Origin of the sequence: Stutzerimonas frequens (assembly GCF_024448335.1) — a bacterium.
In the GTDB taxonomy this organism is placed as follows: Bacteria; Pseudomonadota; Gammaproteobacteria; order Pseudomonadales; family Pseudomonadaceae; genus Stutzerimonas; species Stutzerimonas frequens.
In genome coordinates this window covers 66,083-91,300 of sequence record NZ_JAMOHM010000004.1, presented here as the reverse complement: position 1 = coordinate 91,300, position 25,218 = coordinate 66,083, and the positions used below count along the sequence as shown (strand labels likewise).

Sequence of the window (25,218 nt, the reverse complement as noted above, 5' to 3'; positions counted from 1 at the left end):
GGGGCAAGGTTTCACGGTTGTCTTACTTACCGACCAGCGGGTCGGTCACGCCCATCACGTAGATCGCGATCAGGCCGATCGCCCCCGTGAACAGTACGTAGTACAGCGTAGGCCAAACGGTCTTGCGCAGCGTGGAGCCTTCGCGGCCGAGCAGGCCGACGGTAGCGGATGCGGCGACCACGTTGTGGATCGCAACCATGTTGCCGGCGGCCGCACCGACGGCCTGGGTGGCGACGACCATTGCACCGGAGATGCCCAGCGACTGTGCGACACCAAACTGGAACTGGCTGAACATCATGTTGCTGACGGTGTTGGAGCCAGCCAGGAACGCGCCGAGTGCACCTACGGCGGGAGCGAGCAGCGGGTAGATGCTGCCGACGCTATCGGCGACGTAGCGCGCCATGACGATCGGCATGCTGGCCAGCTCGGCGCCGTTGACGCCGGAGTTGATCAGGATGCGCACCATCGGCACGGTGAACAGCAGGACGAAGCCGGCGCTGAGCAGCACGCCGCTGGATTCCTTTACCGCAGCCTTCAGCTCAGAAACGCGCATGCCGTGCAGGAAGAAGGTGATCAGCACCACCATGACGAGAATGCCGCCCGGGAGGTACAGCGGCTCGATGCCTGCACTGACGCCGGTCTCGCCAAGGATGTTGGCAAAGGCGATGGAGACGGACTTCAGCGTGGCAGTGACCTGCGGAAATACCCGGCTGACGACCAGGATCGCACCGACCAGGATATAGGGCAGCCAGGCGCGGAAGGCGCTCATCGGGCGCGCCGCGATGTCGTCCAGCTTCATTTCGATGGTACCCAGCCATTCGGCCGGCCACTCTTTGGCGTCGGCGAAATCCCAGGTGCGCTTCGGGGTCAGGAAGTTGAAGCGTGCCGCGGTGGTGACGATAGCGAGACCGACCAGGCCGCCGAGCAGCGACGGGAATTCCGGGCCGAGGAAGATACCGGTGGCGGCGTAGGGCAGGGTGAACGCCAGACCAGCGAAGATCGCGAACGGCAGCACTTCGAAGCCGGCTTTCCAGCTCTTCTCCTTGCCGAAGAAGCGCGTCAGCATCAGCACGATGACCAGCGGCATCACGGTGCCGACGATGGCATGGGTGATCGCCACACTGCTGGTGATCTGCTGCAGGAAGGCTTGCCAGCTGGAACCCTGGGCTGCCAGCTGCGCACCGATGGTGGCGGTATCCAGGCCGCTATTGATGCCCACGACGATCGGCGTACCGACCGCGCCGAAAGACACCGGCGTGCTTTGTACCAGCATGCCGAGCAGGACCGCAGCCATCGCCGGGAAGCCAACCGCAACCAGCAGCGGCGCGGCGATGGCGGCCGGGGTGCCGAAGCCGGAAGCGCCTTCGATGAAGCAGCCGAACAGCCAGGCGATGATGATGGCCTGGATGCGGCGGTCAGGGCTGATGGTGGTGAAGCCGGCGCGAATGGCGGTGATGCCGCCAGAGTGCTTCAGCGTGTTCAGCAGCAGGATCGCACCGAAGATGATCCACAGCAGGCCGAGGGTAATCACCAGGCCCTGCAGCGTGGAGGCGATGATGCGGGTGAAGCTCATGTCCCAGATGAACAGGCCGATTGCCGCGGTGAACAGGTAGACCAGCGGCATGGCGCGGCTGGCGGGCCAGCGCAGGCCGATCAGCATCACGGCCGCGAGCAGAATGGGAGTGAAGGCGAATAGTGCGAGCAGTCCGTTGGACATGTCAGGCGTCCCCTACGGTTCGATTCATACGGGGCCCTGAGTGGACCGTGGAATGGTTGTCGTGCACAGATCTCATGCTGAGTCCTCTTATTGTTAGTCGCCTCTGTAAATTGGTAATACCAATTACCAGAAGCGAATGGCCAGCGTAAGAGCTGCGTCTGGGAGCGTCAATCAGGTGGGCATAGACTTTGGTCGCAGCCGCTGACCTTGTATGGCCGTGAGCCGACGGCTAGCATTCTTCGACTGGTAAGACCATTTCGAGGTGGATATGGACGTGGGCATGGTGCGTCAGCGGCGGCTGGCCGACGATATCGTCGCGCAGTTGGAAACCATGATTCTGGAAGGCACCCTCAAGGCCGGTGAACGGCTGCCGGCCGAGCGAATGCTGGCCGAGCGCTTCGGGGTGTCGCGGCCCTCCCTGCGCGAGGCGATCCAGAAGCTCGCGGCCAAGGGCCTGCTGATCAGTCGGCACGGTGGCGGCACCTTCGTCGCCGAGTCGCTGGGCTCCACCTTCAGCGACCCGTTGCTGCACCTGCTGGAAAACAACAGCGATGCCCAGCGCGACCTGCTGGAGTTCCGGCATACCCTGGAGGGCAGCTGTGCGTACTATGCGGCGCTGCGTGCGACCGAGGTGGATCAGAAGCGCCTCACGGAGGCCTTCTCGGCACTGCAGGATTGCTACACCCGTGAGGGCAAGGTGACTCGCGCGGAAGAGGGCGCGGCCGACGCGCAGTTCCACCTGGCGATTGCCGAGGCCAGCCACAACGCGGTGCTGCTGCACACCATTCGTGGCCTATTCGATCTGCTCAAGCGCAACGTGGTGACCAATATCGGCGGCATGTACGCCCTGCGCGACGAGACTCGCGACATGCTGATGAGCCAGCATCGCGAGTTGTACGAGGCGATCATGGCGCGGCGTGCGGTGGAGGCGCGCGACGTCATCCATCGGCACATCAACTATGTACAGGAAGTGCTTGCCGAAGGTCAGCAGGAAGCCCAGCGGCTGGCGCGCGCGCAGCGTCGGCAGGAGCGGGTAGGGGCATCGCAGAAGGCAGGCTGAGACGTGAGCGAGGCAAGGCTGGCGGGCGAAGCGGTGCTGCCTCGCCCGGGACCGATCAGTCGTCCTTGCCCTTGGTACGCATGGCGCGCTGGATTTCCCGATCGGAATCTCGCTCCTTCTCGGTGTGGCGCTTGTCGAATTCCTTCTTGCCCTTGGCCAGGGCGATCTCGCACTTGATCATGTGCTTCTTCCAGTACAGCGACAGTGCTACGCAGGCGTAGCCCTTCTGCTGCACGGCACCGAACAGCTTGCCCAGCTCACGCTTGTTGAGCAGTAGCTTGCGAGTGCGGGTCGGGTCGGCGATGACGTGAGTGCTGGCGCTGGTCAGCGGCGTGATGTGCGCGCCCATCAGCCAGGCTTCGCCATCTTTGAGCAGCACATAGCTGTCGACCAGCTGCGCCTTGCCGGCGCGCATGCTCTTCACTTCCCAGCCGGCGAGGACGAGGCCGGCCTCGAACTTCTGCTCGATGAAGTAATCGTGTAGCGCTTTCTTGTTCAGCGCGATGGTCCCGGGGGACTGTTTCTTCTGTTTGGCCATAGGGGCGGCATTATAGGGAGTCCCGTTGCGGCTGGCGACAGCCTGCAACAGCGCCGGCGGCAGAAACTTGAGGGGCAGCCGCTAATCCCCGACAATGTGCCCGCTTCGCGCTGAGCGGCTGCGGCAAATGGTCGAGCCGCGGGTGCGGGCTGGCTGCGCCGACGTCTGGATGGCGCGCAATGAAACGACGACGTAGAAGGTCCGCATGACGACGCACATTCAACGTTCCGCGCTGCTGCCTTATCCCGCACACGCGCTGTTCGACATGGTCAACGACGTAGCCAGCTATCCGCAGTTCCTGCCCTGGTGCTCTGCGACCGAGGTGCTCTCCAGTAGCGAGACCGAAATGCATGCCAGCATGACCGTGGCCAAGGCTGGGCTCAGTCAGCGCTTCATGACGCGCAACGCGCTGGAGCTTGGCAAGCGCATCGAGATGAAGCTGGAAGAGGGGCCGTTCAGTCACCTGCATGGCATCTGGGAATTCAAGGCGCTGGGTGAGAAGGCCTGCAAGATCAGTCTCGATCTGACCTTCGATTACGCCGGGCCGCTGGTCAAGGCGACGCTTGGTCCGCTGTTCAATCAGGCCGCCAATACCCTGGTGGACGCCTTTTGCGAGCGAGCGAAACAGCTCTATGGATAAGCCGTCGATTGCCGTCGAAGTGGTCTATGCGCTGGCCGACAAGCAAAAGCTGCTGCAGATGACCGTGCCTGCCGGCACCACCGTCCGCGAGGCTGCGCTGCGTTCAGGGCTGGATGCACATTTTCCTGGTCTCGACCTCGCCAGCGCGCCGCTGGGAATATTCGGCAAGGCGGTGCCCAAGCCAGAAGAGCGGGTGCTGGCAGAGGGCGAGCGCGTCGAGATCTACCGGCCGCTGATAGCCGATCCGAAGGAGGTCCGTAAGCAGCGTGCGGCTAAGGCGGCGAAGAACAAGGCTGAGGATGCGTAAGTAAAAGCTGGATACAAAAACGCCCGGGCAAGCCGGGCGTTGTCTTATTCGGTTTCCAGTGGCTCGGGAATCGGTACCGGAACGGCTTCCGCTTCGTCCACTTCGCGCTGGATCTGCTCCAGCAGCGATCCGGGCGCGGGGCGCTCTTCCGGCTGGCGGGGCGTGGCTGCGGGCGTGCTCGGGGCCTGAGGCTGGCGGCCGAGAATCTGTTCGTCACGGCTGACACCCGGCATGAAGTCACCGGCCAGGCCCGCGAGCTGATCGTTGGCATTGAACACCAGGCTCACGCGCTCCTGCTGGCGCTGACTGCCGCCGGGCTGAATGCTGTAGAGGTAATCCCAGCGATTGGGGTGGAAGGTATCGGTGATCAGCGGGTTGCCCATGATAAACCGCACCTGCTGGCGGGTCATTCCAGGTCGCAACTGGTCTATCATGTCCTGCGTGACGACATTGCCCTGTTGAATGTCGACCTTGTAAACCCCGGGAAATGAACAACCGGCGAGTGCGAACAGACCCACGAATGTGAGGCTGGCCAGCATGAGCTTGGTGTTTTGCATCGGTGGGTGACTTCCACTATCTTGGCTGGGCAAAGAACCCGGATCATACCCGTATTGAAGGAGGCTGCGAAACAGCAGCAGCGAGAAAGCCAACCATGGTTGAAAATAGCGAACTACGTAAAGCAGGTCTCAAGGTAACGCTGCCGCGGGTCAAGATCCTGCAGATGCTGGATACGACCGATCGCCGTCACATGAGTGCCGAGGACGTCTACAAGGCATTGATGGAAGCGGGCGAAGATGTCGGTCTGGCGACCGTCTACCGTGTGTTGACTCAGTTCGAGGCGGCCGGCCTGGTAGTTCGGCACAACTTCGATGGTGGTCATGCCGTCTTCGAGCTGGCCGATAGCGGGCATCACGACCACATGGTCTGCGTCGATACGGGCGATGTCATCGAATTCTTCGACCAGGAAATCGAAAAACTGCAGAAAGAAATCGTCAAGCGTCACGGCTACGAGCTGGTGGATCACAACCTGGTGCTCTACGTGCGCAAGAAGGACTGAGCCTCATAGATGTTGAAAAGGCGGCCATGGGCCGCCTTTTTTATGTCGCTCTGCCGGGCGTCAGGCCTGTGCGGAAGTGACCATCTGCCGGGCATGAGCCAAGGATTGTTCGGTCAGGTCGACGCCGCCGAGCATCCGTGCGATCTCCTCGACGCGTCCGGCTTGGTCCAGCTCGGCCACGGCCGTGCGGGTTTCATCGTTGCCGCGGGCCTTGTGCACGAACAGGTGGTGGTGTCCTTGCGCAGCCACCTGCGGCAGGTGCGTGACGGTCAAGACCTGGCCGCGCTCGCCGAGGCGGCGCAGCAACTGGCCGACGATTTCCGCGGTAGGGCCGCCGATGCCGACATCGACTTCGTCGAACACCAGCGTCGGCACGCGCGACGTTTGTGCAGTGATCACCTGGATCGCCAGGCTGATCCGGGACAGCTCGCCGCCCGACGCGACCTTGGCCAGCGGGCGCAGTGGCTGGCCGGGGTTGGCGCTGACCAAGAACTCCACCTGTTCCAGGCCGTAGGGCGTGTACTCGCCTTCTGCTGCCGGCTTGAGCTGTACGCTGAAGCGCCCGCCGGGCATGCCCAGACGTTGGATTTCTGCCTCGACCGCGCTCGCCAGCTCTTCGGCGGCTGCCTGGCGGTTGCGGCTCAGTTCGCCAGCTTTCTCCTCGTAGTGGCGAGCGTAGGCCGCCAGCTCTTCGCCGAGGCGCTCGACCGCTTCGTCATCGGCATTCAGCCCTTCCAGTTCTTCCAGCAGCTGCTGGTGCAGGTTGGGCAGTTCGCTCGGCTGTATGCGGTGCTTGCGCGCCAGGGTGTAGATGGTGTCCAGGCGCTCCTCCAGCATCTGCTGGCGTTCCGGATCGGCGTCGAAATGGTCGACGAAGCGATTGAGCTCACCGATCGCCTCTTCGACCTGGATCTGCGCGCTGGCCAGTAGGTTGACCGCTTCGCTCAGTGCCTGCGGCTGATTCTGGAAGGCGGTCAGCCGCTGCAGGCTGCTGGTCAGGGCAGAGAGCACGTTGCCGGCATCGCTTTCGCTGCACAGTTCCATGACCTGGCGGCAGGCGCCGAGCAGCTGTTCGGCGTTCGCCAGGTTCTTGTGTTCCTGTTCGAGCTGCTCCAGTTCGTTCTCGCCCAGCGCGAGATTCTCCAGCTCTTCCAGCTGATAGCTGAGCAGCTGGTGGCGTGCGCGCTGCTCGTCGCTGCTGTTGCTCAGCCGCTCCAGGGTCTGGCGCGTCTGCCGCCAGCGCTGCGCGGCCAGTTGCACCTGGCGCGCCAGTTCCTGGCTGCCGCTGTACTCGTCGAGTAGGCGCCGGTGGGTGTCGGCCTTGAGCAACGACTGGTGCTCGTGCTGGCTGTGGATATCGATCAGTAGTTCGCCCAGCGCCTTGAGGTCACCCTGCGGGCAGGGCGTGCCATTGATGTAGCCGCGCGAGCGGCCTTCGGCGGTGATCACCCGGCGCAGGATGCAAGGACCTTCGCTGTCCATATCGCGTTCGGCCAGCCAGGCGCGGGCGTCGGGGATGTCGTCCAGGTCGAAGCTGGCGAGGATGTCGGCTTTGTCCGCACCGATGCGCACCACGCTGCTATCGGCCCGGTCGCCGAGGGTCAGGCCGAGGGCATCGAGCATGATCGACTTGCCCGCACCGGTTTCACCGCTGATCACGCTCATGCCGCGTTTCAGCTCGAGGTCCAGGTGTTCGACGATGGCGTAGTTGTGAACCGACAGATGAACCAGCATGGCGAGGCTCCCGATTTTGCGTGGCTGGCTATTTATACAGTGGTTTTCCTGCCGCCCACAAGCGCATAAGGATGAATGTGCCGTTGCTCGTCATTTCCCCCGCTGTACATCGCCTCATGCCCTTGAAGCCGGTTTTCGCGCCCCCATATAGCGGCACAAGCGCGGGCTTGCTGCCCGCTGATCGTACTGAGAGGAGGACCCATGGCCGACGAGCAGAATCAGGATAACCAGAACCCGGAAACGCCAGAGCAATCGCAAGCGGACGTAGCCGAGGATCTGGCGGCCCGCGTGCAGTCGCTGGAGGAACAGCTGGCGGCTGCGCAGGATCAGTCGCTGCGCGTGGCGGCAGAGCTGCAGAACATCCGTCGACGTGCCGAACAGGATGTAGAGAAGGCGCACAAGTTCGCGCTGGAAAAGTTCGCCGGTGACCTGCTGGCGGTTGCCGACAGCCTGGAGCGCGGCCTGGAGCTGTCGAATCCGGACGACGAGGCGGTCAAGCCGATGCGCGAAGGCGTCGAGCTTACCCTCAAGCTGCTGCTCGACACCCTGGCGCGCCATCAGCTGGAGCAGCTGGACCCGCATGGCGAGCCGTTCAATCCCGAGCATCACCAGGCCATGGCGATGGAGGAAAGCACCCACGTCGAGCCGGGCAGTGTGCTCAAGGTGTTCCAGAAAGGTTATCTGCTCAACGGCCGCCTGCTGCGTCCGGCGATGGTCGTGGTCAGCAAGGCGCCTGCCGACGCGCCGCCTTCGATCGATGAGAAGGCTTGAAATCGGCGTACCCAACCCCATCTGGTAGCCAAGCGTTTTTGTGTTACCCGCAGCCGGTAGACAGGCGCGGATCAATCGAAATTTGGAGAGCGAATTAAATGGGCAAGATCATCGGTATCGACCTGGGGACCACCAACTCCTGTGTCTCCATCATGGAAAACGGCAACGTCAAGGTCATCGAGAACGCCGAAGGCGGACGCACCACGCCGTCCATCATCGCCTACACCAACGATGGTGAGACGCTGGTTGGCCAGTCGGCCAAGCGCCAGGCAGTCACCAACCCGCAGAACACCCTGTACGCAGTCAAGCGCCTGATTGGCCGCCGTTTCGAAGAAGACGTCGTGCAGAAGGACATCAAGATGGTGCCCTACAGCATCGTCAAGGCCGATAACGGTGATGCCTGGGTGGAAGTGAAGGGTCAGAAGATGGCCCCTCCGCAGATTTCCGCCGAAGTGCTGAAAAAGATGAAGAAAACCGCTGAGGACTACCTGGGTGAGTCGGTCACCGAAGCGGTCATTACCGTGCCGGCTTACTTCAACGACAGCCAGCGTCAGGCCACCAAGGATGCCGGTCGCATCGCTGGTCTGGACGTCAAGCGCATCATCAACGAGCCGACTGCGGCCGCGCTGGCCTATGGCATGGACAAGGCCAAGGGCGACCACACCGTGATCGTTTATGACCTGGGTGGCGGTACCTTCGACGTGTCGGTGATCGAGATCGCCGAAGTCGACGGCGAGCACCAGTTCGAGGTTCTGGCCACCAATGGTGACACCTTCCTCGGTGGTGAGGACTTCGACATCCGCCTGATCGATTACCTCGTCGACGAATTCAAGAAAGAAACCGGCATGAACCTCAAGGGCGACCCGCTGGCCATGCAGCGCCTGAAGGAAGCCGCTGAGAAGGCCAAGATCGAGCTGTCCTCCAGTCAGCAGACCGATGTCAATCTGCCATACATCACCGCTGACGCATCCGGTCCGAAGCACCTGAACGTGAAGATCTCCCGCGCCAAGCTGGAGTCGCTGGTCGAGGATCTGGTCGAGCGCACCATCGAGCCTTGCCGCATCGCGCTGAAGGATGCCGGTATTGATGTATCGAAGATCAACGACGTGATCCTGGTCGGTGGCCAGACCCGCATGCCGCTGGTGCAGCAGAAAGTCGCCGAGTTCTTCGGCAAGGAAGCGCGCAAGGACGTCAACCCGGACGAAGCCGTCGCCATGGGGGCTGCCATTCAGGGTGCGGTACTGGCTGGTGACGTCAAGGACGTGCTGCTGCTCGACGTTTCCCCGCTGACCCTGGGCATCGAGACGCTGGGCGGCGTGATGACTCCGCTGATCGAGAAGAACACCACCATCCCGACCAAGAAGTCGCAGGTGTTCTCCACTGCCGACGACAACCAGAGCGCCGTGACCATTCACGTGCTGCAGGGCGAGCGTAAGCAGGCCGCGCAGAACAAGTCGCTGGGTCGCTTCGATCTGGCCGAGATTCCGCCGGCTCCGCGCGGCATGCCGCAGATCGAGGTCACCTTCGACATCGACGCCAACGGCATCCTGCACGTGTCCGCCAAGGACAAGGCCACCGGCAAGCAGCAGTCCATCGTGATCAAGGCCAACTCGGGTCTGTCGGAGGAGGAAATCGAGCAGATGGTGCGTGACGCCGAGGCGAATGCCGAGGAAGACCGCAAGTTCGAGGAGCTGGCCACCGCACGTAACCAGGGCGACCAGCTGGTACATGCCACCCGCAAGATGCTCACCGAAGCTGGCGACAAGGCCAGCGACGATGACAAGGCTGCCATCGAGAAGGCGCTTGGCGAGCTGGAAGTTGCCATCAAGGGCGACGACAAGGCTGAGATCGAAGCGAAGATCGCCGCGGTGTCCCAGGCCTCCACTCCGGTGGCGCAGAAGATGTATGCCGAGCAGGGCCAGGCTGGCGAGGGTCAGCCTGCCGGTGAGCAGGCGAAGCCGGGCGACGACGTGGTCGATGCCGAGTTCGAAGAGGTCAAGGACAACAAGTAAGCCCCGGCTTGCTTCCGCTCCAGCCCGCCCCGACGCCAATGGGGTGGGCAAGACCGCCGCGCGGGGGCTTGCTCCCGCGTCGGCGTGTCTGGAAGGCATGAAATTGAGGGTTCAGGATAGTTATGGCCAAACGCGATTTTTACGAGGTGCTGGGCGTCGAGCGCGGCGCCAGCGAGGCGGAGCTGAAAAAGGCTTACCGTCGCCTCGCCATGAAGCATCACCCCGACCGCAACCCGGGCGACAAGGCGGCTGAGGATGCCTTCAAGGAGGCCAATGAGGCCTATGAGGTGCTGTCCGATCCGAGCAAGCGTGCTGCCTACGATCAGTACGGACACGCCGGCGTCGATCCGCAGATGGGGGCGGGCGGAGCCGGTTATGGCGGCGCCAACTTCTCCGACATCTTTGGCGACGTGTTCAGCGATTTCTTCAGTGGTGGTCGTGGCGGCTCCCGCGGCGGCGCTCAGCGCGGCAGCGATCTGCGCTACACGCTGGAACTCGATCTGGAAGAAGCTGTGCGCGGCACCACGGTGACCATTCGCGTGCCGACCCTGGTCGAATGCAAGACCTGCGATGGCTCCGGGGCGAAGAAGGGTACCAGTCCGGTGACCTGTACCACCTGTGGCGGCATCGGCCAGGTGCGCATGCAGCAGGGCTTCTTCTCCGTACAGCAGACCTGCCCGCGCTGTCATGGCAGCGGCAAGATGATTTCCGACCCTTGCGGCAGCTGCCACGGCCAGGGTCGCGTCGAAGAGCAGAAGACTCTCTCGGTCAAGGTGCCGCCGGGCGTCGATACCGGCGACCGCATTCGCCTGTCTGGTGAGGGCGAGGCGGGTACTCAGGGCGGTCCGGCTGGTGATCTGTATGTAGTGGTCAACGTGCGCGAGCACGCGATCTTCCAGCGTGACGGCAAGCACCTGTACTGCGAGGTGCCGATCAGCTTCGCCGATGCGGCGCTGGGTGGCGAGCTCGAGGTGCCGACGCTGGATGGCCGGGTCAAGCTGAAGATCCCGGAAGGCACCCAGACCGGCAAGCAGTTCCGCCTGCGCGGTAAGGGTGTGGCGCCGGTGCGCGGTGGCGCAGCGGGCGATCTGATGTGTCGCGTCGTGGTCGAAACGCCGGTCAACCTGAGCAAGCGCCAGCGCGAGATGCTCGAGGAGTTCCGCGGCACGCTACAGGGCGACACCTCCCATTCACCCAAGGCCAGCGGCTGGTTCGAGGGTGTGAAGCGCTTTTTCGGTGATGTTTGAGTCGAACTGAGGGCTTGAGGTCCGGTGCCGTGCATCGGCCTCTCCGTCGGTTTCCGGCTTGCAGCTTGGAGCTGATGTATGCGACGTATTGCAGTGACGGGCGCCGCCGGGCGCATGGGCAAGACACTGATCGAGGCGGTGCAGCAAACAGGCGGCGTCGCCGGCCTGACCGCGGCCATCGATCGGCCGGACAGCACCCTGGTCGGCGCCGATGCAGGCGAGCTGGCAGCCATCGGGCGGTTGGGCGTGCCGCTGACCGGTGATGTCGCCAGGGCGGTCGACGAGTTCGACGTGCTGATCGACTTCACCCACCCTTCGGTGACGCTGAAGAACCTGGAGGTCTGCCGGCGCGCCGGTAAGGCCATAGTGATCGGCACCACCGGCTTTTCGCCGGAAGAGAAGGAACGCCTCGCGGCAGCGGCCAGGGAGATTCCGATCGTCTTCGCGGCCAACTTCAGTGTTGGCGTCAATCTCTGCCTCAAGCTACTGGATACGGCGGCGCGGGTCCTGGGCGACGATGTGGACATCGAGATCATCGAGGCCCATCACCGGCACAAGGTGGATGCACCGTCCGGCACTGCGTTGCGCATGGGTGAGGTGGTCGCCGAGGCGCTTGGGCGCGACCTGCAGAAGGTCGCCGTCTATGGTCGCGAAGGTCAGACGGGTGCGCGGCCGCGCGAGACCATCGGCTTCGCCACGGTGCGTGCCGGGGATGTTGTGGGTGACCACACCGTGCTGTTCGCCGCCGATGGCGAGCGTGTCGAGATCACCCACAAGGCTTCCAGTCGCATGACCTTCGCCAAGGGTGCAGTGCGCGCCGCGCTGTGGCTGGACGAGAAGCCGGCGGGCCTCTATGACATGCAGGACGTGCTCGGGCTGAAATGATTCGTTGCGCGCGCTGGCTGTGCGGTGCCCCGTTCGGGTGCGCTGGGCGGCGATTTCGGCTGGACCGGAAAGGCGGTTTTGTGTAAGCTTCCCGCTTTAGTGTGTCCACTAAAAGTTGCGCAGAAATGAATCAAACAAAAAGCGGGATGACCTTCACACGTCATCCCGCTTTTTTACAATCTGCGTTTGCTCCAGCCTTGATCTACGGGAGGTCTCTTGACTAAGCCAGCCCTTACGCCAGCCATTCTGGCTCTTGCCGATGGCAGCATCTTTCGCGGCGAATCCATCGGCGCCGATGGGCAAACCATTGGTGAGGTGGTGTTCAACACCGCCATGACCGGCTATCAGGAAATCCTCACCGATCCTTCCTACGCCAAGCAGATCGTTACCCTCACCTATCCCCACGTCGGCAATACCGGCACCACGCCCGAGGATGCCGAGTCCTGGAAGGTCTGGGCCGCGGGCCTGGTGATTCGCGACCTGCCGCTGATTTCCAGCAACTGGCGCGACAAGCAGTCGCTGCCCGATTACCTCAAGACTAACGGCACCGTTGCCATCGCCGGCATCGATACCCGTCGTCTGACCCGTATCCTGCGCGAGAAGGGTGCGCAGAACGGCTGCATCCTGGCTGGAGCTGACGCGACCGAAGAGAAAGCGCTGGAGCTGGCGCGCAGTTTCCCCGGCCTCAAAGGCATGGACCTGGCCAAGGAAGTCAGCGTCAAGGAACGTTACGAGTGGCGTTCCACTGTCTGGTGCCTGAAGGACGACGCGCATGCGGAGATCCCGGCCAGCGAGCTGCCCTACCATGTCGTCGCCTTCGACTACGGCGTTAAGTACAACATCTTGCGCATGCTGGTCGCCCGCGGTTGCCGCGTCACCGTGCTGCCGGCGCAGACGCCTGCCAGCGAAGCCCTGGCGCTGAATCCGGACGGCATCTTCCTGGCCAACGGCCCGGGTGACCCTGAGCCGTGCGACTACGCGATCGAAGCGATCCAGCAGGTGCTCGAAACCGACATTCCGGTGTTCGGCATCTGCCTCGGCCATCAGCTGCTGGCGCTGGCCTCCGGCGCCAAGACCGTGAAGATGCCCAATGGTCATCACGGGGCGAACCATCCGGTGCAGGATCTGAAGACTGGCGTGGTGATGATCACCAGTCAGAACCACGGTTTCGCCGTGGACGAAGCCAGCCTGCCGGCCAATGTGCGCGCCACGCACAAGTCGCTGTTCGACGGCACCCTGCAGGGCATCGAGCGTACCGACAAGGTTGCCTTCAGCTTCCAGGGCCATCCCGAGGCGAGCCCCGGCCCGCACGACGTCGCGCCGCTGTTCGACCGTTTCATCGAAGCCATGGCCAAGCGACAGTAAACGAGTCGCCTTGAGAGTGTAGCGAGCGCGGTCTGGGCAAGGCGCCCGGAACGCAACGACGAGACAGTACAGGTAGTACGGCGAGGAAGTGAGTACCGCGCAACGCAGCCCAGGAGCGCGCAGTAACTCTCAAGATGACTCGCCGACTGACCCAAGGATTCGAGTAACGAATATGCCAAAACGTACAGATATCAAAAGCATCCTCATCCTCGGCGCTGGCCCCATCGTCATCGGCCAGGCCTGCGAGTTCGACTATTCCGGTGCCCAGGCGTGCAAGGCGCTGAAGGAAGAAGGCTTCCGCGTCATCCTGGTGAACTCCAACCCGGCCACCATCATGACCGACCCGGCCATGGCCGACGCCACCTACATCGAGCCCATCAAGTGGGCCACCGTGGCCAAGATCATCGAGAAGGAGCGCCCCGACGCGCTGCTGCCGACCATGGGCGGCCAGACTGCGCTGAACTGCGCGCTGGACCTGGAAAAGCATGGTGTGCTGGAGAAGTTCGGTGTCGAGATGATCGGTGCCAACGCCGACACCATCGACAAGGCCGAAGACCGTTCGCGCTTCGACAAGGCGATGAAGAACATCGGCCTGGCCTGCCCGGAATCCGGCATCGCGCACAACATGGAAGAGGCCTACGCGGTTCTCGACAAGGTCGGCTTCCCCTGCATCATCCGTCCGTCGTTCACCATGGGCGGTACCGGTGGCGGCATCGCCTACAACCGTGAGGAGTTCGAAGAGATCTGTGCCCGCGGTCTGGATCTGTCTCCGACCAGCGAACTGCTGATCGACGAGTCGCTGATCGGCTGGAAGGAATACGAGATGGAGGTGGTCCGCGACAAGAAGGACAACTGCATCATCGTCTGCTCCATCGAGAACTTCGATCCGATGGGCGTCCACACCGGCGACTCCATCACCGTAGCCCCGGCGCAGACCCTGACCGACAAGGAATACCAGATCATGCGCAACGCCTCGCTGGCGGTGCTGCGTGAGATCGGCGTGGAAACTGGCGGTTCCAACGTGCAGTTCGGCATCTGCCCGAACACCGGGCGCATGGTCGTGATCGAGATGAACCCGCGCGTGTCGCGTTCCTCGGCGCTGGCCTCCAAGGCCACCGGCTTCCCGATCGCCAAGATCGCCGCCAAGCTGGCCGTCGGTTACACCCTCGACGAGTTGCAGAACGACATCACTGGCGGTCGCACGCCTGCCTCGTTCGAGCCGGCGATCGACTATGTCGTGACCAAGGTGCCGCGCTTCGCCTTCGAGAAATTCCCCAAGGCCGACGCTCGTCTGACCACTCAGATGAAGTCGGTCGGCGAGGTCATGGCCATTGGCCGTACCTTCCAGGAGTCCATGCAGAAAGCCCTGCGCGGTCTGGAAGTCGGCGCCACCGGTTTCGATCCGAAGCTGAACCTGGCTGATGCCGAGGCCGAAAGTACGCTCAAGCGCGAGCTGACCGTGCCGGGCGCCGACCGCATCTGGTTCGTGGCCGACGCCTTCCGCGCCGGCAAGAGCGTCGAAGACGTGTTCGCCCTGACCAAGATCGATCCGTGGTTCCTGGTGCAGATCGAAGATCTGGTCAAGGACGAGGAGCAGGTCAAGACGCTCGGCCTGTCCAGCATCGACCGTGACCTGATGTACAAGCTCAAGCGCAAGGGTTTCTCCGACGCCCGTCTGGCCAAGCTGCTCGGCGTCACCGAAAAGAACCTGCGCAGCCATCGCCACAAGCTCAAGGTGCTGCCGGTGTACAAGCGCGTCGACACCTGCGCCGCCGAGTTCGCCACCGACACCGCCTACATGTACTCGACCTATGAGGAAGAGTGCGAAGCCAACCCGTCGAGCCGCGAGAAGATCATGATTCTCGGCGGCGGTCCCAACCGCATCGGCCAGGGCATCGAGTTCGACTACTGCTGCGTGCATGCCGCGCTGGCCATGCGTGAAGACGGTTACGAGACCATCATGGTCAACTGCAACCCGGAGACCGTTTCTACCGATTACGACACTTCCGACCGTCTGTATTTCGAGCCGGTGACCCTGGAAGATGTGCTGGAAATCGTCCGCGTCGAGCAGCCCAAGGGTGTGATCGTGCAGTACGGTGGTCAGACGCCGCTGAAGATCTGTCGCGCCCTGGAAGAAGCCGGCGTGCCGATCATCGGCACCAGCCCGGACGCGATCGACCGTGCCGAAGACCGCGAGCGTTTCCAGCAGATGGTGCAGCGCCTGAACCTTCGCCAGCCGCAGAACGCCACCGCGCGCAGCGAGGAAGAGGCGATCGCGGCTTCCAAGGCCATCGGTTATCCGCTGGTGGTGCGCCCGTCCTACGTACTGGGCGGTCGCGCGATGGAAATCGTCTACGAGGAAGAAGAGCTCAAGCGCTACATGCGCGAAGCGGTGCAGGTGTCCAATGACAGCCCGGTTCTGCTCGACCACTTCCTCAACTGCGCCATCGAGGTGGACGTCGATGCCGTCTGTGACGGCGAGACCGTGGTGATCGGCGGCATCATGCAGCATATCGAGCAGGCCGGCGTGCACTCCGGCGATTCGGCCTGCTCGCTGCCGGCCTACTCGCTGCCGCAGCACATCCAGGACGAGATCCGCGAGCAGGTGCGCAAGATGGCCCTGGAGCTCGACGTGGTCGGTCTGATGAACGTGCAAATGGCCGTGCAGGGCGAGGACATCTACGTGCTCGAGGTCAACCCGCGCGCCTCGCGTACCGTGCCGTTCGTCTCCAAGTGCATCGGCGAGTCGCTGGCCAAGGTCGCTGCCCGCGTCATGGCGGGCAAGAGCCTGGCCGAGGTCGGCTTCACCCGCGAGATCATCCCGACCTACTTCAGCGTCAAGGAAGCGGTGTTCCCGTTCGCCAAGTTCCCGGGCGTCGACACCATCCTCGGCCCGGAAATGAAGTCCACCGGCGAGGTGATGGGTGTCGGCGACAGCTTCGCCGAAGCCTTCGCCAAGGCCCAGCTGGGTGCCAGTGAAATCCTGCCGACTTCTGGCTGCGCCTTCCTCAGCGTGCGCGAAGACGACAAGCCCTACGTCGAGCAGGTCGCACGTGATCTGGTTGGCCTCGGCTTCGAGGTCGTTGCCACCGCTGGCACGGCGCGTATCATCGAGGCGGCCGGGCTGCCGGTGCGTCGCGTGAACAAGGTGACCGAAGGCCGTCCGCACGTGGTCGACATGATCAAGAATGACGAGGTCACGCTGATCATCAACACCACCGAAGGGCGTCAGTCCATCGCCGATTCGTATTCCATTCGTCGTAACGCCCTGCAACACAAGATCTGCATCACCACCACCATCGCCGGTGGTCAGGCGATCTGTGAGGCGCTCAAGTTCGGTCCCGAAAAGACCGTGCGCCGCTTGCAGGATCTCCATGCAGGAATCAACGCATGACAAAATTCCCCATGACCATCCAGGGCGCTCGCGCCCTGGAAGAAGAACTCAAGCATTTGAAAACCGTGCTGCGTCCGCAGATCACCCAGGCCATCGCCGAGGCGCGTGAGCTAGGTGACCTCAAGGAAAACGCCGAGTACCACGCGGCGCGTGAGCAGCAGGGCATGGTCGAGGCGCGCATTCGTGACATCGAGGGTCGTCTGCAGAATGCCCAGGTTATCGACATCGCCAGCATTCCACCGACCGGCAAGGTGATCTTCGGTACCACCGTGGACATCGCCAACGTCGAGACGGACGAGCAGGTGACCTACCAGATCGTCGGTGACGACGAGGCCGATATCAAACAGGGCAAGCTGTCGGTGAGTTCACCGATCGCGCGGGCACTGATCGGCAAGGAGGAGGGCGATGTGGTGGCGGTCAAAACACCCAGCGGGCTGATCGAGTACGAGATTGTCGAAGTCCGCCATATCTGATCGGCAGCCTGCGCGCGCCGGTTTCATCACCTGGCAGCTGACCCAAACCTTCTGGGTCGGCGGTCTGTGGTTGCTGCAGTTTCTGGTGCTGCCTGCGCTCGGCCGGATCGGCCTGGCGCCAATGCTGGTCGAGGAGATTGCCGGAGGCCTGCGCCCTCTGATGGTCGGCTTCGCCGCATTCTGTGCCGCGCTGCAGGCGCTGGTGCTGGTCCAGGCCGTCGGCCTTCGCGGTTTGTGGCGTGACGTGCGTGGGCAGGTGCTATTGGCAGTGATGGTCCTGGCCGGCACGCATCTGCTGATGAATGCTGGCTGGTTCGAGTCCATTTACTGGGGCAGTTTCAGCATTCTGGCGATGGCCCTGGGCGGCCTGATGCTGGTGTTGCAGCCTGCGCCAGGGCGAGCGCAATGAATTGCCGCGGCAGGTTGCTGCCGCAGCGGTTTCACGCCTGGAAGCGATGGATGTTCGACAGCTGCTTGTTCGGCTTCGGATTCTTGCGATAGACCAGTGCCATCTTGCCGATGGTTTGTACCAGCTCGCACTTACCGATCGCGCACAGCTCTTCCATCAAGGCGCGACGATCTTCGCGCTCGGTAAGACGAAACTGGACCTTGATAAGCTCATGGTCGTTCAGGGCTCGCTCCAGTTCGGCCTGAACGCCTTCGGTCAGCCCGTTTTCGGCTACGATCAGAACCGGTTTCAGATGGTGGCCGATGGACTTGTACTGTTTCTTCTGCTCGTTTGTGAGCGGCATATTTCGACCCTTGCGTCAGAACCCTTGAAAAACGGCGGCTAGTGTACCCGAGAGGTGCAGGGCCGCACAGATGAGGTATCAGCTTGGCACGCTCCAAGACCAGCCCACGGTGGCTGAAAGAACATTTCGACGATCCTTACGTGAAGATGGCGCAACGCGACGGCTACCGTTCGCGCGCCAGCTACAAGCTGCTGGAGATCCAGGAGAAGGATCGCATCCTGCGCCCTGGCATGACGGTGGTCGACCTCGGTGCGGCGCCGGGTGGCTGGTCTCAGGTCACCAGTCGGGTCATCGGCGACAAAGGTCGGCTGATCGCATCTGACATTCTGCCGATGGACAGCATCGCCGACGTAACCTTCATTCAAGGCGATTTCACAGAAGACGAGGTCTTCTCTCAGATCCTCGAGGCCATCGGGGATAATCCCGTCGACCTTGTGATTTCGGATATGGCCCCCAATATGAGTGGGGTGAGGGCGGCGGATCAGCCGCGCGCGATGTTCCTCTGCGAGCTGGCGCTCGATCTGGCGAGCCGCGTGCTGCGTCCGGGTGGTGATTTCTTGATCAAGATATTTCAGGGAGAGGGCTTCGATGCCTACCTGAAAGAGGTTCGGCAGAACTTCGAGAAAGTGCAAATGCGCAAGCCGCTGTCGTCGCGCGACCGGTCTCGCGAGCAATATCTGCTCGCTCGTGGCTTCCGGGGCGGGCAAGACGACTAGCACGTAAGCTGCCGTCCCAGATCAAAGCGACCGTTTCCGGCGGTTGCGAGTCCAATGGACGGGCACATAAAGCTAGGGCTAGGCTGTTTCATAGGGTTACAGACCGGCTGCCTGTTTCATTGAGTTGTGTAGTAAGTTAGGCCAAGCAACCTATCGGCCGTCATGCGGGCCCGCAGACAACGGGTTTGCTCCAGAGGGTAGTGAATTGAACGACATGGCAAAAAACCTGATTCTGTGGCTGATCATCGCCGCCGTCTTGGTCACGGTGATGAACAACTTCTCCAGCCCGACCGAGCCGCAGACGCTGAACTACTCGGATTTCCTCGAACAAGTCAAGGAAGGGCGCGTCGAGCGCGTGACCGTCGATGGCTTCGTCATCATCGGCAAGCGGAGCGACGGCGATACCTTCAAGACCATTCGCCCGGCGATCCAGGACAACGGCCTGATCGGTGACCTGCTCGACAACAATGTGCTGATCGAGGGCAAGCAGCCTGAGCAGCAGAGCATCTGGACCCAGTTGCTGGTGGCCAGCTTCCCGATCCTAGTGATCATCGCCGTGTTCATGTTCTTCATGCGGCAGATGCAGGGCGGTGCAGGCGGCAAGGGCGGGCCGATGAGCTTCGGCAAGAGCAAGGCTCGGTTGCTCTCCGAGGATCAGGTCAAGACCACCTTCGCTGACGTCGCGGGTTGCGACGAGGCCAAGGAAGAGGTGCACGAACTGGTCGAATTCCTTCGTGACCCAGGCAAGTTCCAGCGTCTCGGTGGCCGTATTCCGCGCGGTGTGTTGATGGTCGGCCCGCCCGGTACCGGTAAGACGCTGCTGGCCAAGGCAATCGCCGGCGAAGCCAAGGTGCCGTTCTTCACCATTTCGGGTTCGGATTTCGTCGAGATGTTCGTCGGTGTCGGCGCCAGCCGTGTCCGTGACATGTTCGAGCAGGCCAAGAAGCATGCGCCGTGCATCATCTTCATCGACGAGATCGATGCAGTCGGCCGCCATCGTGGTGCCGGCCTTGGCGGCGGGCATGACGAGCGCGAGCAGACCCTCAACCAGTTGCTGGTGGAGATGGACGGTTTCGAGATGAACGACGGCATTATCGTCATCGCGGCTACCAACCGCCCAGACGTGCTCGATCCGGCGCTACTGCGTCCGGGCCGTTTCGACCGCCAGGTCGTTGTTGGCTTGCCGGACATCCGCGGTCGCGAGCAGATCCTCAAGGTGCATATGCGCAAGGTGCCGGTCAGCGAGAACGTCGAGCCGGCGGTTATCGCCCGCGGTACACCGGGGTTTTCGGGCGCGGACCTGGCCAATCTGGTCAACGAGGCGTCGCTGTTCGCTGCGCGGGCGAACAAGCGCATAGTCGAGATGCGCGAGTTTGAGTTGGCGAAGGACAAGATCATGATGGGCGCCGAGCGCAAGTCCATGGTCATGTCCGAGAAGGAGAAGCTCAACACGGCCTATCACGAGGCGGGACATGCCATCGTGGGGCGCGTAGTGCCGGAGCACGATCCGGTGTACAAGGTTTCGATCATCCCGCGTGGGCGGGCGTTGGGCGTCACCATGTTCCTCCCGGAAGAGGATCGCTACAGCCTGTCGAAGCGCGCGCTGATCAGCCAGATCTGCTCGCTGTTTGGCGGCCGGATTGCGGAGGAGATGACCCTGGGGTTCGAAGGTGTCACGACTGGCGCCTCCAACGACATCATGCGCGCCACGCAACTGGCGCGGAACATGGTGACCAAGTGGGGGTTGTCCGAAAAGCTTGGTCCGCTGATGTATGCCGAAGAGGAAGGCGAAGTCTTTCTCGGTCGCAGTGCCGGTAGTCAGCATGCCAACGTGTCCGGCGAGACCGCCAAGCTCATCGATGAAGAAGTGCGCAGCATCATCGATCATTGCTACGGCACGGCCAAGCAGATCCTGACGGACAATCGCGACAAGCTGGACATGATGGCCGAGGCCCTCATGAAGTACGAAACGATCGATGCGCCGCAGATCGACGACATCATGGCCGGACGCCCACCGCGTGAGCCGCGCGACTGGGAGGGTGGTTCTGGAACATCCGGGACGCCAGCGGTACCGGATGACAGCCGCCCGCAGACGCCGATCGGCGGTCCGGCCGGCGAGCACTGAGGGCAGCGCGCCGAACGCGTGTCATGAGCTGAATCCAGAAGGGGCGCATAGGCGCCCCTTCTGGTGTAAATTGTTCTCCCCGCTGTGCCATGGTGGTGCAGCTGGTGTGGATCGCCTGCCCAGGCGTCCCAACGTTCAAGGCTCGTGAATGAATAACTCGTCTTCACCTGCTCGACTGGTCTGCGGCAGTCGGGTTCTCGATCTATCTCGTCCCCATGTCATGGGGATTCTCAATGTCACCCCTGATTCCTTCTCCGACGGTGGCCGCTTCGCCGAGCGCGACGCCGCCTTGCGCCACGCGCAGGCGATGGTCACGGCTGGCGCCACGCTGATCGATGTCGGGGGTGAGTCGACGCGTCCGGGCGCGCGCTCGGTATCACCTACTGAGGAACTGGAGCGAGTCGCTCCGATCGTCGAGGCTATCGCCCGCGAGCTGGACGTCGTCATCTCGGTCGACACTTCGACGCCGGCCGTGATCCGTGAGTGTGCGCGTCTCGGGGCTGGGCTGATCAACGACGTGCGCTCGTTGCGGCGCGATGGCGCGCTGGATGCTGCGGCCGACAGCGGTCTGCCAGTCTGTCTCATGCATATGTGCGGCGAGCCAGGTGATATGCAGGATGATCCGCGTTACGACGATATCACTGAGGAAGTAGCGTCGTTCCTCGGTGACCGAATGGTTGCCTGTGCGGCGGCAGGCATTCCGACCGAGCGCATCGTGCTCGACCCGGGGTTCGGGTTTGCCAAGACGCTGGATCACAATCTCGTGCTGTTCAAGCATCTGGAGGCGCTTCACCAATTTGGTCGCCCCCTGCTGGTAGGTGTGTCACGCAAGAGCATGATCGGTGGCGTGCTAGGGCGCCCGGTGGCTGAGCGGTTGTATGGCAGTCTGGCGCTAGCGGCTCTTGCCGTCAGCAAGGGGGCGCAGATCGTGCGGGTGCATGATGTTGCCGAAACGGTTGATGTAGTTCGAATGATTGCCGCAGTGCAGGCGGCAGAGTAGGGAAAGCACCATGACTAGAAAGTACTTCGGCACCGACGGCATTCGTGGCCACGTAGGGCAGGCGCCCATTACCCCTGACTTCATGCTCAAGTTGGGCTGGGCGGCGGGCATGGCCTTTCGCAAGCAGGGCAAGTGCCGAATCCTGATCGGCAAGGACACCCGTATCTCGGGCTACATGTTCGAGTCGGCACTGCAGGCGGGGCTCTCCGCTGCTGGAGCCGATGTGTTGCTGCTAGGGCCGATGCCGACTCCGGCGGTTGCCTACCTGACACGTACCTTTCATGCCGAGGCCGGGATCGTTATCAGTGCCTCGCACAATCCCCATCACGACAACGGCATCAAGTTCTTTTCCGGTCGCGGCACCAAGCTCCCCGACGAGGTGGAATTGATGATCGAGGAGCTGATCGACACGCCGATGACGGTCGTCGAGTCGGCTCAGTTGGGCAAGGCGTCGCGGATCAACGATGCGGCCGGTCGCTATATCGAGTTCTGCAAGAGCAGCGTGCCGACCAGTACTGATTTCTCCGGGCTCAAGCTGGTAGTCGATTGCGCTCACGGCGCTACCTACAAGGTCGCGCCCAGCGTGTTCCGCGAGCTTGGGGCAGAGGTCGTGGTGATCGGTGCACAGCCGGATGGGCTGAACATCAATGCCGATGTTGGTTCAACCCACGTCGGGCAATTGCAGAAAGCGGTCGTTGAGCATGGAGCAGACCTCGGCATCGCCTTTGACGGTGACGGCGACCGGGTGATGATGGTCGACCATACCGGTGCGGTCGTCGATGGCGATGAGCTGCTTTACATCATTGCGACCGATCTGCAGGAGCGCGAGCGTCTGGCCGGTGGCGTGGTGGGCACGCTGATGAGCAACCTCGGGCTAGAGCTTGCGTTGAAGGCGCGTGAGATTCCATTCACGCGTGCCAAGGTCGGCGATCGCTATGTGATCGCGGAAATGCTTGATCGTGGCTGGGTTCTCGGTGGCGAGAATTCCGGGCACATCGTCTGCGCTCAGCACACCACGACGGGTGATGCGATCATCGCGGCCTTGCAGGTGGTACTGGCTCTTCGTCGCCGTGAGCAGACCCTCGCCCAGGAGCGTCTGGCGTGGCACAAGTGTCCGCAGGTACTGATCAATGTGCGCTTCTCAGGCGATCGTGATCCGATTGCTCATCCCAGTGTCAAGGCTGCGTGCGATAGCGTCACCGAGCGCATGGGTGGGCGTGGGCGCGTCCTGCTGCGCAAGTCTGGTACCGAGCCGCTGGTGCGGGTAATGGTCGAGGGCGATGACGAGACTCAGGTGCGGTGCATGGCGGAAGAGTTGGCCAAGGTCGTAACCGAAGTTTGTGCGTGAAGCTGCTTGCCAGGGGCGCAGTCGTTGAGTAACATCTGCGCCCACTTTGACCGATGAGGTAAAGCATGCGTCGCCCCATGGTAGCTGGTAACTGGAAAATGAACGGTACCCGCGCTAGCGTCGCAGAGCTGATCGAGTCTTTTCAGCAGCAGGTATTGCCTGCGGCAGTCGAGATTGCGGTATTTCCCTCCTTTGTGCATGTCAGTCAGGTCTTGAGCGCGCTCGATGGAGCAAAAGTGTCCGTCGGTGCTCAGGATTGTGCGTTGCAGTCGGGGTTTGGTGCTTTGACCGGTGAGGTCTCGGCCGAACAGCTTGTTGACGCGGGTTGCAAGTGGGTATTGGTTGGGCATTCCGAGCGCCGCCTGTTGCTGGGTGAGACGGACGAAGTGGTCAGCCAGAAGTTTGCGGCAGCCCAGTTGAGTGGTTTGATGCCTGTGCTGTGCGTCGGCGAGACGCTCGAGGAGCGCGAAGCCGGTAGGACGCTCGAGGTAGTGGCGCGGCAGCTGGGTCGGGTTCTCGATGATCAGGGAATCGAGGCGTTTCGGTCTGCGGTGGTCGCTTACGAGCCTGTCTGGGCTATCGGCTCGGGCTTGACGGCGGCGCCAGGGCAAGCGCAGGAAGTACATGCTGCCATTCGTGAGCAGCTTGCCCGTAGCGATCGCCGCATCGCTGAGGGTGTAAGGCTGCTGTATGGTGGTAGCGTCAAGGCGGAGAATGCAGCCGAGCTGTTCGCCATGGCGGATATTGATGGGGGGCTAGTTGGTGGGGCCTCTCTGAAAGCGGATGAATTCGGTGCGATCTGTCGCGCCGCGGGGAACTGAACAGATGTTGCAGACTGTTGTGATCGTGGTGCATCTGCTGGTTGCTCTTGGTGTGGTTGCGCTGGTGCTGCTGCAGCAGGGCAAGGGTGCGGATGCTGGTGCGTCTTTCGGTTCCGGTGCTTCGGCAACTGTTTTCGGAAGCCAAGGTTCTGCTACCTTTTTGAGTCGGCTTACTGCTATACTTGCGGGCGTTTTTTTTCTGACCAGCCTTGGGTTGGCGTTCTTCGCCAAGCAGCAGGCTGATCAATTGTCTCAGGCGGGGCTGCCTGATCCGGCTGTTCTGGAAGTGCCGGCAAGCAAGCCCGCGGTAGAAGATGTGCCGATGCTCGAAGAGCAAAAGGCGACGGAGACTGCTGGCGACGTGCCTGAGGTGGGAGAGGGGCAATAAGGTTTTTGCCGAGGTGGTGGAATTGGTAGACACGCTACCTTGAGGTGGTAGTGGCCATAGGCTGTAGGGGTTCGAGTCCCCTCCTCGGTACCAAACAAGCAGGCCCGCCTAGTGCGGGCTTTCTTGTGTTTGAGGGTTTCGGTTGACCTGTATTGGGTGTGGGTCGTATAATTCGTGCCCAGTTTGACGCGGGGTGGAGCAGTCTGGTAGCTCGTCGGGCTCATAACCCGAAGGTCGTTGGTTCAAATCCAGCCCCCGCAACCAGCCAATAAAGAGCCCCTGTACAGGGGCTTTTTATTAGCTTGAGGCCAGGTCGCCGGCATTTACAGGCGGTCAGAAGGGATGGGCGTTTCGCCCATTTTTCATTTGTACAGCATGCGCGAGGGACTTCGATGTCGAGCAAGCTAGAACAGTTGCAGGCCTTGTTGGCCCCGGTGGTTGAGGCGCTTGGCTATCAATGCTGGGGGATCGAGTTCATTTCCCAGGGCCGTCATTCGCTGTTGCGTGTCTATATCGATCATGCCAACGGCATTCTCATTGATGACTGCGAGAAGGTCAGCCGGCAACTGAGCGGTGTCCTCGATGTGGAGGACCCGATCAGCGTGGACTACACCCTTGAGGTGTCCTCTCCGGGAATGGACCGGCCGCTGTTCACGATCGAGCAATACAGCGCCCATGTCGGTGAACAAGTAAAAATAAAGCTGCGCTCGCCCTTCGAGGGCAGGCGCAATTTCCAGGGTCTTCTCCGTGGGGTGGAAGAGCAGGACATTGTTGTGCTGGTTGATGACCATGAGTATCTGCTGCCGATCGACATGATCGATAAGGCCAACATAGTTCCCCGTTTTGACTGAGCGGATCCCGCGGACCC

General features: G+C 62.2%; 24 protein-coding genes and 2 tRNA genes. 21 read left to right on the top strand and 5 right to left on the bottom strand.

Features of this window, described 5'->3' with window-relative positions; translation table 11 throughout:
- Positions 1-22: 22 nt before the first annotated feature.
- Positions 23-1,717 (bottom strand): L-lactate permease, encoded by a 1,695-nt coding sequence (locus NAO55_RS07320; RefSeq protein WP_102838558.1) that lies wholly within the window; start codon positions 1,715-1,717, stop codon positions 23-25.
- A 268-nt stretch (positions 1,718-1,985) separates the two neighbouring features.
- On the opposite strand from NAO55_RS07320, the gene NAO55_RS07315 reads away from it, so the two are divergent.
- Positions 1,986-2,777 carry a GntR family transcriptional regulator gene (locus NAO55_RS07315; protein WP_102838557.1) on the top strand — a complete coding sequence of 264 codons (792 nt, stop codon included), beginning with the start codon at positions 1,986-1,988 and terminating at the stop codon, positions 2,775-2,777.
- A gap of 55 nt (positions 2,778-2,832) precedes the next feature.
- Here NAO55_RS07315 and smpB read toward each other — a convergent pair whose 3' ends face one another.
- The gene (gene smpB, locus NAO55_RS07310; protein WP_003293251.1) at positions 2,833-3,315 is read right to left on the bottom strand and encodes an SsrA-binding protein SmpB; all 483 of its coding nucleotides are present in this window, start codon (positions 3,313-3,315) and stop codon (positions 2,833-2,835) included.
- Positions 3,316-3,520: 205 nt separating this feature from the next.
- Here smpB and NAO55_RS07305 point away from each other — a divergent pair, with 205 nt between their 5' ends.
- Positions 3,521-3,955: a type II toxin-antitoxin system RatA family toxin gene (locus tag NAO55_RS07305; protein ID WP_063541267.1), complete on the top strand. Its 435-nt coding sequence runs from the start codon at positions 3,521-3,523 to the stop codon at positions 3,953-3,955.
- Entirely contained in the window at positions 3,948-4,262 is a 315-nt protein-coding gene (locus tag NAO55_RS07300) for an RnfH family protein (RefSeq protein ID WP_102838556.1), read from the top strand. The genes NAO55_RS07305 and NAO55_RS07300 overlap by 8 nt, the downstream gene beginning before the upstream one ends.
- A gap of 44 nt (positions 4,263-4,306) precedes the next feature.
- Here the strand turns inward: NAO55_RS07300 and NAO55_RS07295 are convergent, their stop codons facing one another.
- Positions 4,307-4,819 carry an outer membrane protein assembly factor BamE gene (locus NAO55_RS07295; protein WP_063541269.1) on the bottom strand — a complete coding sequence of 171 codons (513 nt, stop codon included), beginning with the start codon at positions 4,817-4,819 and terminating at the stop codon, positions 4,307-4,309.
- Positions 4,820-4,914: 95 nt separating this feature from the next.
- Between NAO55_RS07295 and fur the strand changes: the two genes are divergently transcribed.
- Complete coding sequence (fur, locus tag NAO55_RS07290; RefSeq protein WP_011914390.1) at positions 4,915-5,319, top strand: ferric iron uptake transcriptional regulator; 405 nt, start codon at positions 4,915-4,917, stop codon at positions 5,317-5,319.
- Between the two features lie 60 nt (positions 5,320-5,379).
- On the opposite strand, the gene recN is transcribed toward fur, so the two are convergent.
- Complete coding sequence (gene recN, locus NAO55_RS07285; protein ID WP_102838555.1) at positions 5,380-7,053, bottom strand: DNA repair protein RecN; 1,674 nt, start codon at positions 7,051-7,053, stop codon at positions 5,380-5,382.
- Positions 7,054-7,254: 201 nt separating this feature from the next.
- On the opposite strand from recN, the gene grpE reads away from it, so the two are divergent.
- The 8 genes from grpE to NAO55_RS07245 all read left to right on the top strand — a co-directional run bounded on the left by grpE (position 7,255) and on the right by NAO55_RS07245 (position 17,609).
- Positions 7,255-7,824 (top strand): nucleotide exchange factor GrpE, encoded by a 570-nt coding sequence (gene grpE / locus NAO55_RS07280; protein ID WP_102838554.1) that lies wholly within the window; start codon positions 7,255-7,257, stop codon positions 7,822-7,824.
- 98 nt (positions 7,825-7,922) lie between these two features.
- The gene (gene dnaK, locus NAO55_RS07275; protein ID WP_102838553.1) at positions 7,923-9,836 is read left to right on the top strand and encodes a molecular chaperone DnaK; all 1,914 of its coding nucleotides are present in this window, start codon (positions 7,923-7,925) and stop codon (positions 9,834-9,836) included.
- 122 nt (positions 9,837-9,958) lie between these two features.
- Positions 9,959-11,083 (top strand): molecular chaperone DnaJ, encoded by a 1,125-nt coding sequence (dnaJ, locus tag NAO55_RS07270; RefSeq protein WP_063541273.1) that lies wholly within the window; start codon positions 9,959-9,961, stop codon positions 11,081-11,083.
- A 78-nt stretch (positions 11,084-11,161) separates the two neighbouring features.
- Positions 11,162-11,968: a 4-hydroxy-tetrahydrodipicolinate reductase gene (dapB, locus tag NAO55_RS07265; protein ID WP_102838552.1), complete on the top strand. Its 807-nt coding sequence runs from the start codon at positions 11,162-11,164 to the stop codon at positions 11,966-11,968.
- Positions 11,969-12,184: 216 nt separating this feature from the next.
- Positions 12,185-13,333 carry a glutamine-hydrolyzing carbamoyl-phosphate synthase small subunit gene (carA, locus tag NAO55_RS07260; protein ID WP_102838550.1) on the top strand — a complete coding sequence of 383 codons (1,149 nt, stop codon included), beginning with the start codon at positions 12,185-12,187 and terminating at the stop codon, positions 13,331-13,333.
- A 172-nt stretch (positions 13,334-13,505) separates the two neighbouring features.
- Positions 13,506-16,727, top strand: a complete 3,222-nt coding sequence (gene carB / locus NAO55_RS07255; protein ID WP_102838549.1) for a carbamoyl-phosphate synthase large subunit — start codon at positions 13,506-13,508, stop codon at positions 16,725-16,727.
- Positions 16,724-17,200: a transcription elongation factor GreA gene (gene greA / locus NAO55_RS07250; protein WP_063541277.1), complete on the top strand. Its 477-nt coding sequence runs from the start codon at positions 16,724-16,726 to the stop codon at positions 17,198-17,200. The genes carB and greA overlap by 4 nt, the downstream gene beginning before the upstream one ends.
- The gene (locus NAO55_RS07245; RefSeq protein ID WP_102838548.1) at positions 17,178-17,609 is read left to right on the top strand and encodes a DUF4149 domain-containing protein; all 432 of its coding nucleotides are present in this window, start codon (positions 17,178-17,180) and stop codon (positions 17,607-17,609) included. Before greA ends, NAO55_RS07245 begins: the two co-directional genes overlap by 23 nt.
- 31 nt (positions 17,610-17,640) lie before the next feature.
- Here NAO55_RS07245 and NAO55_RS07240 read toward each other — a convergent pair whose 3' ends face one another.
- Complete coding sequence (locus NAO55_RS07240) at positions 17,641-17,952, bottom strand: YhbY family RNA-binding protein (protein ID WP_102838547.1); 312 nt, start codon at positions 17,950-17,952, stop codon at positions 17,641-17,643.
- 83 nt (positions 17,953-18,035) lie between these two features.
- On the opposite strand from NAO55_RS07240, the gene rlmE reads away from it, so the two are divergent.
- The 9 genes from rlmE to rimP all read left to right on the top strand — a co-directional run bounded on the left by rlmE (position 18,036) and on the right by rimP (position 25,201).
- The gene (gene rlmE, locus NAO55_RS07235) at positions 18,036-18,668 is read left to right on the top strand and encodes a 23S rRNA (uridine(2552)-2'-O)-methyltransferase RlmE (RefSeq protein ID WP_102838546.1); all 633 of its coding nucleotides are present in this window, start codon (positions 18,036-18,038) and stop codon (positions 18,666-18,668) included.
- A gap of 205 nt (positions 18,669-18,873) precedes the next feature.
- Positions 18,874-20,793, top strand: a complete 1,920-nt coding sequence (gene ftsH, locus NAO55_RS07230) for an ATP-dependent zinc metalloprotease FtsH (protein ID WP_256359734.1) — start codon at positions 18,874-18,876, stop codon at positions 20,791-20,793.
- Positions 20,794-20,941: 148 nt separating this feature from the next.
- Positions 20,942-21,793, top strand: a complete 852-nt coding sequence (folP, locus tag NAO55_RS07225) for a dihydropteroate synthase (protein ID WP_102838545.1) — start codon at positions 20,942-20,944, stop codon at positions 21,791-21,793.
- Positions 21,794-21,803: 10 nt separating this feature from the next.
- On the top strand, positions 21,804-23,141 hold the full coding sequence (glmM, locus tag NAO55_RS07220) for a phosphoglucosamine mutase (protein ID WP_102838544.1): 1,338 nt from the start codon (positions 21,804-21,806) through the stop codon (positions 23,139-23,141).
- A 65-nt stretch (positions 23,142-23,206) separates the two neighbouring features.
- Positions 23,207-23,962: a triose-phosphate isomerase gene (gene tpiA, locus NAO55_RS07215; protein WP_102838543.1), complete on the top strand. Its 756-nt coding sequence runs from the start codon at positions 23,207-23,209 to the stop codon at positions 23,960-23,962.
- A 4-nt stretch (positions 23,963-23,966) separates the two neighbouring features.
- Complete coding sequence (secG, locus tag NAO55_RS07210) at positions 23,967-24,350, top strand: preprotein translocase subunit SecG (protein ID WP_102838542.1); 384 nt, start codon at positions 23,967-23,969, stop codon at positions 24,348-24,350.
- A gap of 7 nt (positions 24,351-24,357) precedes the next feature.
- A tRNA-Leu gene (locus NAO55_RS07205) sits at positions 24,358-24,443 on the top strand.
- A gap of 94 nt (positions 24,444-24,537) precedes the next feature.
- Positions 24,538-24,614, top strand: a tRNA-Met gene (locus NAO55_RS07200).
- A gap of 128 nt (positions 24,615-24,742) precedes the next feature.
- Positions 24,743-25,201: a ribosome maturation factor RimP gene (gene rimP / locus NAO55_RS07195; protein ID WP_102838541.1), complete on the top strand. Its 459-nt coding sequence runs from the start codon at positions 24,743-24,745 to the stop codon at positions 25,199-25,201.
- Positions 25,202-25,218: the final 17 nt, after the last annotated feature.